16 protein-coding genes are annotated in these 13,681 nt (G+C 72.6%); 10 read left to right on the top strand and 6 right to left on the bottom strand.

What is annotated here, in order from left to right; genetic code table 11:
- Positions 1-34 precede the first annotated feature (34 nt).
- On the bottom strand, positions 35-382 hold the full coding sequence (locus K7G59_RS15535) for a DUF1330 domain-containing protein (RefSeq protein ID WP_225834508.1): 348 nt from the start codon (positions 380-382) through the stop codon (positions 35-37).
- Between the two features lie 320 nt (positions 383-702).
- Here K7G59_RS15535 and K7G59_RS15530 point away from each other — a divergent pair, with 320 nt between their 5' ends.
- From K7G59_RS15530 to K7G59_RS15520, 3 genes are all read left to right on the top strand, one after another.
- Positions 703-1,482: a sporulation protein gene (locus tag K7G59_RS15530; RefSeq protein WP_225834506.1), complete on the top strand. Its 780-nt coding sequence runs from the start codon at positions 703-705 to the stop codon at positions 1,480-1,482.
- A 513-nt stretch (positions 1,483-1,995) separates the two neighbouring features.
- Positions 1,996-3,348 carry a diacylglycerol kinase family protein gene (locus tag K7G59_RS15525; protein ID WP_225834503.1) on the top strand — a complete coding sequence of 451 codons (1,353 nt, stop codon included), beginning with the start codon at positions 1,996-1,998 and terminating at the stop codon, positions 3,346-3,348.
- Entirely contained in the window at positions 3,341-3,964 is a 624-nt protein-coding gene (locus tag K7G59_RS15520; RefSeq protein WP_374114233.1) for a phosphatase PAP2 family protein, read from the top strand. Before K7G59_RS15525 ends, K7G59_RS15520 begins: the two co-directional genes overlap by 8 nt.
- 22 nt (positions 3,965-3,986) lie before the next feature.
- Here K7G59_RS15520 and K7G59_RS15515 read toward each other — a convergent pair whose 3' ends face one another.
- The 3 genes from K7G59_RS15515 to K7G59_RS15505 all read right to left on the bottom strand — a co-directional run bounded on the left by K7G59_RS15515 (position 3,987) and on the right by K7G59_RS15505 (position 5,883).
- Complete coding sequence (locus tag K7G59_RS15515; RefSeq protein ID WP_225834500.1) at positions 3,987-4,550, bottom strand: 2'-5' RNA ligase family protein; 564 nt, start codon at positions 4,548-4,550, stop codon at positions 3,987-3,989.
- 337 nt (positions 4,551-4,887) lie between these two features.
- Positions 4,888-5,034, bottom strand: coding sequence for a hypothetical protein (locus K7G59_RS15510; protein WP_225834498.1), 147 nt, complete (start codon positions 5,032-5,034; stop codon positions 4,888-4,890).
- A 30-nt stretch (positions 5,035-5,064) separates the two neighbouring features.
- Positions 5,065-5,883 carry a dienelactone hydrolase family protein gene (locus K7G59_RS15505; RefSeq protein WP_225834496.1) on the bottom strand — a complete coding sequence of 273 codons (819 nt, stop codon included), beginning with the start codon at positions 5,881-5,883 and terminating at the stop codon, positions 5,065-5,067.
- 97 nt (positions 5,884-5,980) lie between these two features.
- On the opposite strand from K7G59_RS15505, the gene K7G59_RS15500 reads away from it, so the two are divergent.
- Entirely contained in the window at positions 5,981-6,988 is a 1,008-nt protein-coding gene (locus K7G59_RS15500; RefSeq protein ID WP_225834494.1) for a GlxA family transcriptional regulator, read from the top strand.
- A gap of 135 nt (positions 6,989-7,123) precedes the next feature.
- On the opposite strand, the gene K7G59_RS15495 is transcribed toward K7G59_RS15500, so the two are convergent.
- Positions 7,124-7,924: a thioesterase family protein gene (locus K7G59_RS15495; protein WP_225834492.1), complete on the bottom strand. Its 801-nt coding sequence runs from the start codon at positions 7,922-7,924 to the stop codon at positions 7,124-7,126.
- Between the two features lie 171 nt (positions 7,925-8,095).
- Here K7G59_RS15495 and msrA point away from each other — a divergent pair, with 171 nt between their 5' ends.
- Complete coding sequence (gene msrA / locus K7G59_RS15490) at positions 8,096-8,605, top strand: peptide-methionine (S)-S-oxide reductase MsrA (RefSeq protein ID WP_225834490.1); 510 nt, start codon at positions 8,096-8,098, stop codon at positions 8,603-8,605.
- A 523-nt stretch (positions 8,606-9,128) separates the two neighbouring features.
- Complete coding sequence (locus K7G59_RS15485) at positions 9,129-9,536, top strand: GMC oxidoreductase (protein WP_225834655.1); 408 nt, start codon at positions 9,129-9,131, stop codon at positions 9,534-9,536.
- Positions 9,537-9,547: 11 nt separating this feature from the next.
- Here the strand turns inward: K7G59_RS15485 and K7G59_RS15480 are convergent, their stop codons facing one another.
- Positions 9,548-10,141, bottom strand: a complete 594-nt coding sequence (locus K7G59_RS15480; protein ID WP_225834652.1) for a helix-turn-helix domain-containing protein — start codon at positions 10,139-10,141, stop codon at positions 9,548-9,550.
- 125 nt (positions 10,142-10,266) lie between these two features.
- Here K7G59_RS15480 and K7G59_RS15475 point away from each other — a divergent pair, with 125 nt between their 5' ends.
- The 4 genes from K7G59_RS15475 (at position 10,267) to K7G59_RS15460 (ending at position 13,674) form a co-directional block, all read left to right on the top strand.
- Positions 10,267-11,658 carry an MFS transporter gene (locus tag K7G59_RS15475; RefSeq protein ID WP_225834487.1) on the top strand — a complete coding sequence of 464 codons (1,392 nt, stop codon included), beginning with the start codon at positions 10,267-10,269 and terminating at the stop codon, positions 11,656-11,658.
- 209 nt (positions 11,659-11,867) lie between these two features.
- On the top strand, positions 11,868-12,587 hold the full coding sequence (locus K7G59_RS15470) for a YqjF family protein (RefSeq protein WP_225834483.1): 720 nt from the start codon (positions 11,868-11,870) through the stop codon (positions 12,585-12,587).
- Positions 12,584-12,988: a hypothetical protein gene (locus K7G59_RS15465; RefSeq protein ID WP_225834481.1), complete on the top strand. Its 405-nt coding sequence runs from the start codon at positions 12,584-12,586 to the stop codon at positions 12,986-12,988. Before K7G59_RS15470 ends, K7G59_RS15465 begins: the two co-directional genes overlap by 4 nt.
- The gene (locus K7G59_RS15460) at positions 12,988-13,674 is read left to right on the top strand and encodes a hypothetical protein (protein WP_225834479.1); all 687 of its coding nucleotides are present in this window, start codon (positions 12,988-12,990) and stop codon (positions 13,672-13,674) included. Before K7G59_RS15465 ends, K7G59_RS15460 begins: the two co-directional genes overlap by 1 nt.
- Positions 13,675-13,681 lie beyond the last annotated feature (7 nt).

The following is a 13,681-nucleotide window of genomic DNA, read 5'->3' as shown; positions in this document are numbered from 1 at the left end:
CGCGCCGGGGTTGCCGGGGTCTGCCCGTGGACGGCTACTGCGCGGACATGGCCTCGCGCATCGCCTGGGCGGTGGCAGCGGGGTCGTAGTCGTCGGGGACGCCCGGGACGAGGATGATGTCGCCGGCGATGTGCCTCGAGCGCAGCGGTGCTATCTCCTGGTAGGCGGGCGAGTCCCACCAGGCCCGGGCCTCGTCCATCCCGGGGAAGCCGATGACCACGACATGTCCGGGCCAGCTGCCCTCCTTCTCCTCGTGCGGCAAGGCGTGGACCAGGAAACGGCCGCCGTGAGGCTCGAAGGTGGCGGTGATCCGCTCGATGTACTCGGCGATCTCCGGGTGCGGTGCGGCTTCCTGGAGATGAGCGATGGCGTAGGCGGGCATGACGTCCTTCCGGGGTTCGGTCCGGCCTGTACACCGACGATCATGACAGGCGGGCGCACCGGGGTCGATGACCTGGCAGGTAAGCGATGCTCGTCCAACTCCCGCAAAGCCCCGTCCACTTGTCCGAGCCGCCTCCGGGCCGGCCTCCCGGTTTCTCTGCGGCTGCGCCCGGGTCGACGCCTACGGCGAACCGGGCTCGTCGTCCGGGGCAGACAGTGCTCGCCGCCGTCCGACCGAGGTTCCTGACGCCCGCGCCGGGCACAACGGGCTCCGCTGTTAGCCTTCTGACCTGGTCATCGCGGACTCGGGGAGGGGCGCGCGTGGGGTTCAAGCGGCTGTTCGGGATCGGGGATCCGGACCAAGCGATCGAGGTGGACACCCAGATCCTGGGACCGGTGTATCCGGGCGGGGACGTGAAGGGTGAGGTCCTCCTCAGAGGCGGGTCGCGCGACACGCCGATCGATGCCGTCTATCTGCGTATGACGGTCCGGTACACGAATTACAACGGTGAGGAGTGCGACTACGAGTTCGACAGCTGCTGTGCCAGACCCTCGGGCTTCACCCTGCGCAAGGGCAAGGAGCAACGGCTCACCTTCTGCGAACGGCTGCCCTGGGAGACTCCGGTGAGCGAACTCGGCGGCCGGGCCCTGGGAGTGGTGCTCTCGGTCAAGAGCAGACTTCGCCGCGACTGGAACGACGAGGGGGCGGATGTGGACAACGACCTGTTGCACATTTCGGCTCTGCCCCTGCACGAGGCCGTCTTGGAAGCGTTCGCTGAGGAGGGGTACTACTGCGACTCCGCGTACGTCGTGGGCTCCTACATCCCCGAGGTGGAGCAGCGCCATGGCTTCCACCAGTCCTTCGTCCTCACGGACCGCTCACCCGGACCCGGGCGGCCGGAACAACTGGAGGTCGTCTTCCACACGAACGTCGTCGGGGCCCTGGTCCACGTTCGGCGGGCGGCACCTGATGAGCGCGCCTGGGACAGGAAGCCTCCCGTCCGCCGTTTTCCCGCCGCCCACCACGAGGTCGGCCACGTCAGCTGGCGCCCACAGGTACGCAAGGCGCTCGAGGAACTCGTACTGATCGACGGCCGTTGATGATGTGCGGACGCCCGGGGTGGCGGGCCCTCACCGGACCGTCCGTGGGCGGCGAGCCCAGCGTCCGTCCACGTTGCCCCGGCCTCACGGGCCCGCGTGGCCGGGCGGTCCCGAATCGGGCCGTTCGATCACCTCTCCTCGGCATGCCCGGCCGGCGCCGTCGGGCCAGGGGCGTACTGTCGCCTGCTCCCTGCGGGTGAACGTCTGCGTCGTCGGTACGAGCGCAGGCCCCGAGCACCTTCCGGCCTTCGCGGCGATCGCAGCCCGTCTCATCCGCGACCGCCGGTTCTCCGATGAACGACGTGCGAAGCCGACCCAGCCCTCTCCGACCGGACCGCACGTTTCGGCTCCTGGCCTGCGGTAACAAGCTTGGACACAGTCAAATGGGCGGATCCCGCTCGCGGGGCTCACCCACACGGCCCGGCCGGGACGCTCCGCGTTCAGGGAACGTGCAGGCTGGTGTCACGGACTGGGCCGAAGGGATGAACACGACGTGGGGAGGGCGACACGGACGTGACGCGGACGAGGAACTCCGACGGGAGCACGGCCGCGCGGCTGCTCGCCTGCGGCGCCGTGCTGGCGGCGGTCGGCGCCGTGGTCGTGCTGCTGCTCGCACTGGGAGGCCGGGGGCTGTTGATCATCGGGGTCGGGCTCCTCGGGCTGATCGTCTGCGCCGCCGGTGTCTGGTGGTTCCTGGCCCACCACGGCGTGGTGCGGCTGTTCGGGGCGCTCATCGCGGTCGCGGCACCCGTCACCCTCCTGGTCCTCTTCACGCAGGGCGGCCTGTGGCTGACGGCACTGTCCTCGAGCCTGTGCTGGGGCACGTCGCTTGTCTGCGCCCGGGCAGCGCTGCGCAGGTCGCGTCCGCAGCGGGCGAAGCCGGTGAGGCCCGCACCCCGGGTGCTGCGGCCGGTCATCATCATGAATCCGAAGTCGGGGGACGGAAAGGTCGGCCGCTTCGGGCTCGTCGAGCAGGCGGAGGAACTCGGCGCGCGGGTGATCCTGCTCGATCCCTCCGCCGAAACCGATGTCGCCGCGCTGGCCCGCCAGGCCGTCGCCGAGGGTGCGGACCTGCTCGGCGTGGCGGGCGGTGACGGCACCCAGGCGCTGGTCGCGGCGGTCGCCGCCGAGCACGATCTGCCGTTCCTGGTGGTGTGCGCCGGCACCCGCAACCACTTCGCCATGGACCTCGGCCTCGACCGGTCCGACCCGGCCAGCTGCCTCGACGCGCTGACCGACGGCGAGGAACTCCGGGTCGATCTCGGCGACGTGGCGGGCCGGGCCTTCGTCAACACCGTGTCGTTCGGGGTGTACGCGGACGTCGTGCGGCGCCCCGAGTACCGCGACGACAAGGCGGGTACGGCGCTGAGCCTCATGCCGGACCTGCTGGTCGGCGAGGGCGTGCGGCGGCTCGACGCCCGGGTCGACGACACCACGCTCGTGTCCCAGCAGGCGCTGCTGGTCAGCAACAACCCGTACGTCTCCCCCGACGACCTGAGCGGCGGCGCCCGTCGGCCCCGGCTCGACAGCGGCGAGCTGGGCGTGCTGGGTATCCGGGTGGAGGGTGCGGCCCAGGCCGCCGAGCTGGCCGTGCGCGGCTCGCAGTCCACGGGGCTGACCGTCATGACCGCGCAGCGGGTCGAGGTGACCTGCGAGACGCACGAGATTCCCGTGGCGGTGGACGGCGAGGCGCTGCAGATGCCCACGCCGGTCGTGTGCACGCTGCGCGCCGGCGCACTGCGCGTACTGGTGCCGCGTGACCGTCCGGGCGTCCCGGTTCCCGCGCCGCCGCTGAACTGGCGGCGGCTCATCGACCTCGCGTTCGGTCGTACCGAGCGAACGTCCCAAGGAGACCTCCGTGCCTGACCGGAACACCGCCCCGCCCCCCGCACCGGCCCGCCGGACCGTCGCCACGGCCCGGTCCGCCGCGGCGGCCGTGCTCAGCGACCTGCGTGCGATCGACGGGGCCCTGTACGCGGCCGTGGCCGGCACGCCCACGCCCACGCTGGACCGCGCACTGCGACGGCTGTCGCACACGGCCGACCACTCGAAGATCTCGCTGACCGTCGCGGCGGGCCTCGCCCTCCGGCCCGGCCGTCCGCGTCGCGCGGCGCTGGCCGGGGTCTGCGCGGTCGCGCTGGCGTCGGCTGCGGCGAACCTGTTCGGCAAGCGGATGGTCCGTCGGCAGCGGCCCGATCGGGAAGCGGCCCGGGTGGTGGCGGACCGGCATGTGCCCATGCCGAAGTCCGCGTCCTTCCCGTCCGGCCATACGGCATCGGCGACCGCGTTCGCCACCGCCGTGGGCGTCGTGCTGCCCCCGGCGGCGGTGCCGCTCGGAGCGCTGGCGGTCGCCGTCGGCTACTCCCGGGTCCACACGGGCGTGCACTACCCCGGCGACGTCGCCGCCGGTGCGGTCCTCGGCTTCGCGGCCGCGGCGGCCTCTCTGGCCGTCGTACACGTTCCGGTGCACCGCTGTCTGTGACGCGGTCGTGCCGATTGCCCGGTCAGTGCGGCTGCGGTGGCCCGTACCCGCCGCTGCCCGGTTCGGGTCCGAGGTGGCGGTGCACCGCGCCGGTGCCCAGGTCGACCGTGGCGCGCGTCCACATGGGGCCGTCACCTCTGCGGGAGAGGAGCGCGATGTCGGCCACCCGTGCGTGCAACACGCCGAGCCGGGCGGCACATTCCGCCGCCAGGATGCGCGGAACGCGCGTTCGCCCGAGCGAGAGGTGCGGGGTGAAGCGGGGGAAGCGGTCCGTGCAGTACGGGAAGGGCTCCGCCAGCGCGCTGCGCAGCTCCGTCCAGGGTGCGGTGCCGGCCGCCGCGGGGTCGAGCCACAGGGTCGCGTAGGAGCGGTGGCGGAAGAAGCGGACGCCGCCGAGCCGGATGTCGAAGGGCCGGCACTCGGCAGCCGCGGCGGCCAGCAGCTCGAGCGCCGCTGGGAAGTCCTCCTCCGGTACGAAGCCGAAGAGCAGGTTCACGTGGGGCGGCCAGCGGCGGATCTGCGGGTCGTGCTCGGCGCGGATGTCCTGGATGGCGGGCCACAGCCGGGCCGGAGGAAGCCACGCCACAGCGGTCCGGGGCGTGGGCCCCGACTCGAGGCGGCCAGTGCCCGTGGCGGGGCCAGGACGCTCGGCCGGGCTGGGCGTCGCAGGACAGGGCACACCCCCATCATGGCCCTGGCCATGCGGCTCCGCCCGACCGCAGTCCTTACGACGAACCGTCCGCGCCGGCGGACCATCCGCTGGACGGCCTCCTGCCGAGGACGGCACCGCGGCCCGGCCGGAGGACAACGCCGAGGAGGCCGGGGCGCCGCCCGGCCACAGGCACGGCAGCCCGCCGTCGCCGCACCCTCGATCTGGGGTGAAGGGGCGGCGGGGACAGACCTGTTGGTCGCGGGGCGACGCTTCAGGGGCCGGCCGTGGACCCGTACCTCTTCAGCACGGCACGGGCGGGCCAGTGGGCCGCCTGCACGATCCTGGCCCGCAAGGAGGGGACGTCGCTGACGCTGTGACGCACCAGCACCAGCACCAGCACCAGCACCAGCACCAGCAAGGGTGCGCCGCCACGGGACGCCGGAGCCCGTCACCCTCTGAGCCGCTCCGTGAGGAAGGCGATGATCTCATCGCGGGCACGCGCCGTCGGGTGACCGTGCTCGTCCACGAGGTGTGCCGTGACGACGCTGTGGGCGCACCCGACGACCTCGCGGAAGAAGGGCGGGGGGTTCCTGTTCGCCACGTCGGCGGGAAGCACCCGGCCGTCGAACGCTTCGCCGAGCAGCGCTCGGTAGGCCGCGAACCGCCGGCCCGTGCACCACCTGTCGTCGTCGAAGCGGTAGGCGAGCACCTTCAACCCGTCTCGTTCGACGCGTCCGGCCAGGGCCGCTGCGTCCTCGTCCCCGATCTCGAGGCCCCCGGGGTCGTCGAGCGGCAGCGAGGGGTGATTGACGACCGGGGCGATGACGGCCGGTTCCAGCGCCATGGTCAAGGCGAAGTTGCCGGTGAAACACAGCCCGACCGCGCCGACGCCCGGCCCGCCGCACTCCTCGTGCGCGTGACGCGCGAGGCCGCGCAGCCACGCCACGACGGGGCTGGTGCCGCCCCCGGCGAACGCCCGGAACTCGGCGCTGACGCAAGCACGCCGGACGACGGCCTCGCCTGCCTCGGCGGTCGGGTAGGCACCGTCGACGCCGAAGAGGGAGGGCAGATACACGCAGAGGCCGGCATCCCGTATCCAGCGGGCCAACCGCGCGACGTCGGGGCTGATGCCCGGCATCTCGGGCATCAGGATGACGCCGGGTCCTGCCCCGGCGACGTACACGGTCTTGCTGACGCCGTCGACGGTGACGACTCTCCGGGAGAAGTCGTCCAAGGGGTCGTCGCGCTGCGTTCGCATCGTTGTCATGATCGAGAGTGTCGCGAGAGACTGTCTCCCACGAGAACCGGCGACATCGCCAGATGGCGGGGTGATGTCGCCATCTGCGGGGGGAGCCGGAGGGACGATGGAAGCGCTGCGCCTGGGCGTGCTGGCGTACCCCGGCTGCTTCGCCTCGGAGGTGTTCGGCATCCCCGACCTGCTCACCATGGCCGATCACATCGCGGCGGCGCACGGTTCGGATCGGCCGCCGTACGAGGTGTGCGTCGTCTCACCCAGGCGGCGGGTGGTCGCATCCGGCGGCTCGGCGATCGAGGTCTCGGCGTTGCGCCCCGTCGACGTCCTGATCGTGCCGGGGTTCGAGCTTTCGCCAGGGCTCGATCTCGATGCGACACTCGCCGGCCTGACGCCCGAAGTCGCGTCGATCCGGTCGCAGGCCGCCTCCGGTGTCGCCGTCGTGTCGATATGTGTCGGCGCCTTCCTCGTCGCCGAGGCCGGCCTGCTCGACGGGCGCGAGGCGACGACGTCCTGGCTCTTCGCGGACCAGTTGGCCCGTCGGTACGCCGACGTCAAGGTGCGCCCCGACCACCTGGTGGTCACCGATCGCGGTGTGACGACCACCGCCGCCTTCAGTGCCATGTACGATTTCGCGCTCCAACTGGTCCGTGAGCACGACGGTCCCCTCGTCGCCCGCAGCACCGCACGCATCGCGCTCGTCGACGACGCGCGCTCCACGCAGGCTCCCTACGTCGACCTTGAGCTCATGCCCACCGCCGGACGTGAGTTCTCCCGCGGTGTGAAGCGGTGGCTCGATCAGAATCTCGGGGCACGTTATGACCTGTCCGCCCTCGCCGAAGCGTTCCACGTGAGCACGCGAACGATGTTGCGCCGCTTCGGTGAGGAGGCCGGCCAGACCCCGCTGGCGTACCTGCAGTCCGCTCGGGTCCGCCGGGCTCGTCATCTGCTGGAGACGACCGACAGGACCGTCAAGCGCATCGCCGCCGACCTGGGTTACGCGGACACGAGCACCTTCAGCGCCCTCTTCGCCCGGCACACCGGCCAGGGGCCCCGGGACTACCGCGCCATGTTCCGCCGGCCGGTTCGCGAAGCGGGCCGCTCCACCGCGCACGGCTGACGCCCGGCGGTCGCGCCGCGGTGAGGTGGTGCGCGTCCTCGCCGCCGACGCCTGATCGGGCGGCGAGGGCACGCCGGTCGGGTCGGCGCCGCCGCGACCTGTGCGGAGGTACGGAAGGGGGGCGCGCCCGCCGCCTCAGTCGCGCGCGGCCACGTACAGGCTCTGGGTGCTGCGGCCGAGCGGGCCCTTCTCGTCGTGCAGGGCGGACTCGGCGAGGCCGATGCCGGCGCCGTCCACCATCGTGCGGGCGTCCAGGCAGACCCACTCGCCCACGGGGTGACGGTGCAGGCTGACGGTGAGGTCGGCGTTGACGAAGACGTAGCGGTGGAAGTCCAGCTCGGCGCTGATGCCGTTGCCCGAGTCGGCAGCCGTCAGAACCCGGCTGAGCGGAGTGATCTCCTCACCCGCGACCAGGGGAACCCTCATGCGCATCCATGCCGTGGCCGGGCCGGACTCGAGGAACGAACCGGCGGCGAAGCGCAGTTCCATCGCGGTGTGGTAGCCCTGGTCCCACGGGACCGGGAAGAACGCCTTCGTGGGCGCCGCCTCCGGCCCGGGCACCTGCGGGCCCGGCGCCGCCTCCGGCACCGACCCCGGCGCGGCCTTCATCAGCAAAGCCGTCGCCCGCATCACCTCCTGGCCGCCGTCCGGTGTCAGGGCGGCCTCCACCAGCTCGACGCTGCGCCCGGCGCGCAGCACCCGCGTGGTCACGGTCAGCGGCCGTATCGGAACCGGGCGCATGATCTCGTACGTGAGCCGGGTGACCCGCATGTCCGGCCGGGCACCCGGCCGTTGCTCGACGGCCAGAGCGAGCAGTGCGGCCGGCGGCCCGGCGTGCTGGGAGTCGGCGGCCCAGGGACCCCGGGTGTAAGCGGTGGGCAAGAACCGGTCGGAGGCCTCCCGCTCGTAAAAGGCCTCGGCTTGCGACATCGTCATCGCTGCCCCCTCCTGTAGGGCGGACCCTCCGCCCGGATCACCATATTACTAAGCGCTTGCTTATTCTACGGGGCCGGTGGTGCGACCCCGGGGCCGAGCCGGCCATAGGGTGGGTGAATGTGCGGCGGGCACGTCGACGACCGTGCTGACCCGAACGCGAGGGAGCGAACGATGACAGCGGGAACCGAACGAGCCGTCCTTGCGGGCGGTTGTTTCTGGGGCATGCAGGACCTGATCCGCAAGCAGCCGGGGGTGGTGTCCACCCGTGTCGGGTACACCGGCGGGGACACACCCAACGCCACCTATCGTGACCACGGCGACCACGCCGAAGCCATCGAGATCCTCTTCGATCCCGCGGCCACGAGCTACCGCGACATCCTGGAGTTCTTCTTCCAGATCCACGATCCGACGACGAGGGACCGGCAGGGCAACGACATCGGCCGTAGCTACCGGTCCGCCATCTACTACACCGACGAGGATCAGCACCGTGTCGCTGTCGACACGATCGCGGACGTCGAGGCGAGCGGGCTGTGGCCGGGGAAGGTGGTCACGGAGGTCGAGCCGGTGGGCGACTTCTGGGAAGCCGAGCCCGAGCACCAGGACTACCTGGAGCGCTACCCGAACGGCTACACCTGCCATTTCCCGCGTCCCAACTGGAAGCTACCGCGTCGAGCCGCCTGAGCCGGGGGCCTTCCCCGGCCACCGGTCAGGGCAGCCCTGCTGAAGTTCATCCGACCGTGCTCACAGGTGCGGTGGACGGCGGACCCCACTGGCGCAACGGCCTCGGGTCCACCCTCGCCGCCCGCCTGCGCCGCAACCCGCCCGGCTGCCAAGGCTCCTGCCCGTGCGCGGTCGGCTGCCCGGCCGGTGCCGAACAGAGCGTGCAGCCTCCTGCTGCCCGACGCCTGCGCCGCCGGGGCCGGCATCGGCACCGGAGCGCGGGCGCGGGCGCAGCGCATCGTGGTCGACCCGGACCGGCCGGGAGGCCCACGGGCGGCGGGGGCGCGCAGGAAGGGGACCGCCGCCGCACGCCGCTCCGGCCCCGGCCGGCCTCCTCCCCCCGGTGGCGCGGTATCTCGCGGACGGCGTCCTCATCGAGGCCACCGCCGGCCCACCCGGCACGGGCTCTCTCGTCCTCCCCGGACTGGGCGACGAACTGCGCCGCGAACCGGAACACACCGGCCGGCTCGCCACGTTCGGCGCGATGACCGCCGACCGTCCCTCCGTTCGTCCCCTCGGCCGCGACCGCCCGCTCGTCCGTCACGACCCGGGCCGCCGCGGCGCGGGCCGCCTGATACGGCCGTCCGTGCAACGGGCGAGCCGCTGTTCGCGGCGGGCACCGAGGAAGGGCTCACCGGCATCCCCACCGCACCCCGCGCAGGCAGCCTCGCAGAGGGCGTGGCGCCTCCGTCCGTCGGCCTGCCACCGCACCGGGACCGTTGCCGCGGGTGCGAGCGCACAGGGCTTTCCCACCGAGCCGCGGGGCCGGCTCCGCGGAGTCCACGGAGTAGTGATCGCCGATGCCTCGGTGCTCCCGGCTGCCCGCAGGTCGCCCCCCGACCGAGCATCTGCGGCGGCCCCGGCGATCGCGGAGGCGTATCCGCGCGGATGAGTCCGCGGGTGTCACGCCGGGGCGGCGGCGCCGTCCGGTGGTGGTGCTGGGGCCGGCGACGACTGTCCCGTGCGGACGACGGCTTGGTCGCCTCGCGGTCCGAACAGGTGCAGGATCTCCACCGGTTGTGTGTCGGCCGGGCCGAACCAGTGCGGCTGTCTGGTGTCGAACTCGGCGACTTCGCCGGGGCGGAGAGTGCATGCGCGGTCCCCGAGAACGAGGCGTAGCTCGCCCGCGAGGACGTAGAGCCACTCATAGCCTTCGTGCGTCACCAGTTTCTGCTCGCGGGGAGCGAGTACGTGCTTGAAGACCTGTACGCGGCCCGGGTACTGCGTCAGCGGGACCAGGACGCTGCCGTGGCCTTTGCGCAGGGGCGTGAGATGCACCCGGGGGTCACCCGTGGCCGGTGCGTCCACCAGTTGGTCGAGTGCGACGCGGTGCGCACGCGCCAGCGGAACGAGCAGGTCCAGGGTCGGGCGGCGCTTGCCCGATTCGAGACGGGACAGCGTGCTCACCGAAAGCCCGGTGGCGGCTGCGAGCGCCTCCAGCGTCAGTCCGCGGTCCCGTCGCAGTGTGCGCAGCCTCGGCCCGATGGCATCGAGCATCTGCTGGAGTTCCGTGTCCACGGTTCAGTGTCGGATATTTTGCGCTCTTCGCAAAGATGCTCGGCGGCGGTCGTCGCACTGCCCGAGCCTGGCCGGGCACGACTCCCCGAGGCGAGAGGCAGGCCATGACCGCCACAACGACCCTTCCCGTTCAGCCCGTTCCGAGCGCGCGCAGACGCTGGACGGTGCTGGCCGTCTGCTGCCTGAGCATGTTTCTGGTGGGCCTGGACACCACCGTCGTCAATGTGGGTCTGCCCGCCATCGGGCATGGCCTGGGCGTCGGGACGCGCAGTCTCGAGTGGACCGTGGACGCCTACACCATCGTCCTGGCCGGTCTGCTGATCTCCTCGGGCGCGCTGGCGGACCGGTTCGGGCGCCGGCGGGTGTTCCAGTCGGGCCTGGCCGTGTTCGGCGCGGCCTCACTGCTCTGTGCGACGGCCGGCTCGGTGGGCGCGCTCGTCGCGGCCCGCGCGCTGCAGGGGGTCGGCGCTTCGATGCTCAGCCCGGTGGCTCTGGCGATCGTGGTGAACGCGATGCCGGATCCGCGGGAGAGGGCGCAGGCGATCGGTGTCTGGGCGTCCGTGTTCGGACTCAGCATGGCCGTCGGTCCGGTCACGGGCGGTGCCCTCGTCGCGGGGCTCGGCTGGCGGGCCCTGTTCTGGATCAACGCCCCGGTCATCGCGGCGGCCCTGGTGCTCAGCGCGGTGTTCGTGCCCGAGTCCCGGGGGCCGCGGGCGCGGCGGCTCGACGCTCCGGGGCAGGCTCTGCTGACCGTACTCATCGCTGTCTGGGTCGGCGTGCTCATCGAAGGACCACGCATCGGCTGGACGTCGCCGGTGGCGCTGGCCGCCTACGGTTGCGCCGCTGTGGTGGCGGTCGCGTTCGGGTGGGTGGAGTGCCGCCGGCCCGAGCCGCTGATGGACCTGCGGCTCTTTCGCAGCCCTGTGTTCAGCGGTGCCGTCCTGGGTGCCGTGGCGGTCTTCGTCACCCTGAACGTGACGCTGCTGCTCAACACTCTCTACCTCCAGCACAGCCGGGGCTTCACCCCCCTGGCCGCCGGGATGGCGACCCTGCCCATGGCCGTGGGAGCGACCCTCTGCGCACCCTGGTCCGGCCGTCTGGTGGGTCGTGCCGGTCCGCGGACGCCCCTGACCCTGGCCGGCGCCTTCATCACGGCCGGCGGACTGTGCCTGGTGGGACTCGACCGGCACACGGACCTGTCCCTCCTTCTCCTTGCCTACCTGCTGATCGGCATCGGGTTCGGGTTCGCCAACGCGCCGATCACCAACACCGCGGTCAGCGGGCTGCCTCCCGCACGCGCGGCCGTGGCAGGAGCGATCACGTCCACCGCACGACAGCTCGGCTCCGCCCTCGGCGTCGCCCTCGCCGGCAGCCTGGTGGCCCACAGCACCCCGGCCGGTCTGGCCCGCGCGTCGCGGCCCGGGTGGGTCCTGGTGGCCGCCTGCGGCCTCGTGCTGCTCCTCATGGCCCAGTTGTCGCGGCGCGTCCGTCGATGAGCCCGAGTTCCCGGGCGGCCTCTCCCGTACGGACCGGCCGAGGAACGTTCGCCGCAGCGCCCGCCGGCAGTGCCGCGCATCACCGGCCGGGACCTGGCACCCGCGCGGGCTTCGACCGCGACTTCCGACACGTCGCGGAGGGAGGAGCACGTGACTGTCGTCGGGTCGGCGGCGGGTTTCGAAGCGGGTGGTCCGGGGAGTCGGTGCGCGTGGTGTCGTACGGACCGGAGCAGCGGGTGCCTGTTCCGGCGCTGCGTGCCCACTGGCTGACCCAGACGTTCGTGCACTGGGCCTGCCCGGCCGATCAGGTACAGCGCCTGCTGCCCGAAGGGCTGACGGTGGACGTCTGCGACGGATGGGCGTGGGTGAGTCTCACGCCGTTCGTGATGGCCGATGTACGCCCGCCGGGCTTCCCTGCCGCTCTGCCCTCCTTCCCGGAGACGAATCTGCGCACCTACGTACGCGGCCGGGACGGCCGGGACGGCCTGTGGTTCCTGTCCATCGAGGTGGGCTCCCCGGTGATGCTGGCCGCGCGCACGATCGGGGCGCCGTACCACCTCGGCCGCCTGGAGCTGTCGCACGGCAGTGACGTCCTGGCCTACACGGGATCCCGGGGGCGCGGTGGGCCGTCGTACCGTGTGGCCGTGCGGGTGGGCGAGCCGGTCCCGCCCACTCGGCGGGACGTGTGGCTGACGTCGCGGTGGCGGGCATTCACCCGAAGTTTCGGCATGCTGTGGGAGACGCCGGTCGAGCACGAGCCCTGGCCGCTGCGCGCGGCCCGCCTCGACGGCCTCGAGGAGACCCTCACCCGCGCGGCGGGGCTGCCTCCGCTCACCCAGGAGCCGCTCGTGCACTTCTCGGACGGGGTCCACAAGGTGCGCCTCGGCATCTCGCACCCGGTGGGGCGGCAAGCGAGGAGGAAGGGATGAACCCGGTACTGGTCGCCCGGTCCCAGGGGCTGTTCAACCTGGTCGGCGGCGGCTGGCCGCTGCTGCACCTGCGCAGCTTCGAAGGGGTCTTCGGACCCAAGCGCGAAAGGTGGCTCCAGCGTACGACGGCCGGTCTGCTCGCCACCGCCGGCTGGAGCATGCTGCTCACGCCGGCCACCTGCGGCGCAGTGCGCCAGGCCCGCCGCACCGGACTCGGGACGGCGGTGACCCTGTTGGCCGTGGACCTGGTGTACGTACCGCGGGGCCGGATCCGCCCGACCTATCTGCTGGACGCGGTGATGCAGGCAGGATGGCTGCTGGCATGGTGTCGCTGCGGACGGCTCGGGCTCCCCCGCGAGCACATGGGGACGAACGGCCCCGCCGCGACCGCGGCCCGCTGATGCGCCGGTCCGCACGGGCCGCCCGGCTGCGCTTCGACGGCTGGATCGCGGGCATCGGCACCGCGTCCGGCACCCGCCTGGTCCTCGGCCACTGGCCCCGCTCGCCCTTCGGACCGTTCAGCGACGTGATGGTGGAACGAGGCGACGGGCACCGTCTGTTGCTGGCCCCCACCCGGCGGACGGCCGACTTCATCGCCGCCACCTACGCCTTCGACGAGGTTCGGGTCGTACCCGTGCGGGTCCGCGTCAGGGGCGACACGTGGGCTGTCACCGCGGGCCCGCTGCTCGACATGCGGTTCACCACGGCACGGCGCGGCCTGCTGGGGCTCGTGCTGCGGACGGTCCCCGGTGTGCTGGCCTCCCGGCCCTTCTGGACGGTGGTGACGGACCCGCCGGCTCGTCTGCTGCTCGGTGTGCGCACCCGCGGCACCGCCGGCGGCGGACGGTACGAGTGGTACGGCGCACGCGACCTACGGCGGGTCCTCTCGGCGACCACCACCCTGGAGGGGCGGTACCTGGGCGCCCTCACCGCGGTGGAACCGGCCGTACGGTTCGGCTTCGGCTCCACGCCCCGAAGGCCGAGCCTCGTAGCCGTCACGACGACGGTCGACGTACCGCAGGCGCCCGGACACCGCGTGGTCCCGACGCCGGGGGCACTCCCCTGTACACCGGGAAGCGGCTCCTGACGAACCG

Origin of the sequence: Streptomyces sp. NK08204, assembly GCF_020400585.1 — a bacterium.
Taxonomy (GTDB): Bacteria; Actinomycetota; Actinomycetes; order Streptomycetales; family Streptomycetaceae; genus Streptomyces.
This window is presented reverse-complemented; position numbering and strand designations above follow the sequence as displayed.

Coding starts and splice junctions, on each gene's coding strand:
- K7G59_RS15535 (WP_225834508.1), bottom strand. CDS start 382: ATGCCCGCCTACGCCATCGCTCATCTCCAGGAAGCCGCACCGCACCCG.
- K7G59_RS15505 (WP_225834496.1), bottom strand. CDS start 5,883: ATGACAACGATGCGAACGCAGCGCGACGACCCCTTGGACGACTTCTCC.
- K7G59_RS15500 (WP_225834494.1), top strand. CDS start 5,981: ATGGAAGCGCTGCGCCTGGGCGTGCTGGCGTACCCCGGCTGCTTCGCC.
- K7G59_RS15495 (WP_225834492.1), bottom strand. CDS start 7,924: ATGACGATGTCGCAAGCCGAGGCCTTTTACGAGCGGGAGGCCTCCGAC.
- msrA (WP_225834490.1), top strand. CDS start 8,096: ATGACAGCGGGAACCGAACGAGCCGTCCTTGCGGGCGGTTGTTTCTGG.
- K7G59_RS15485 (WP_225834655.1), top strand. CDS start 9,129: ATGACCGCCGACCGTCCCTCCGTTCGTCCCCTCGGCCGCGACCGCCCG.
- K7G59_RS15480 (WP_225834652.1), bottom strand. CDS start 10,141: ATGCTCGATGCCATCGGGCCGAGGCTGCGCACACTGCGACGGGACCGC.
- K7G59_RS15475 (WP_225834487.1), top strand. CDS start 10,267: ATGACCGCCACAACGACCCTTCCCGTTCAGCCCGTTCCGAGCGCGCGC.
- K7G59_RS15465 (WP_225834481.1), top strand. CDS start 12,584: ATGAACCCGGTACTGGTCGCCCGGTCCCAGGGGCTGTTCAACCTGGTC.
- K7G59_RS15460 (WP_225834479.1), top strand. CDS start 12,988: ATGCGCCGGTCCGCACGGGCCGCCCGGCTGCGCTTCGACGGCTGGATC.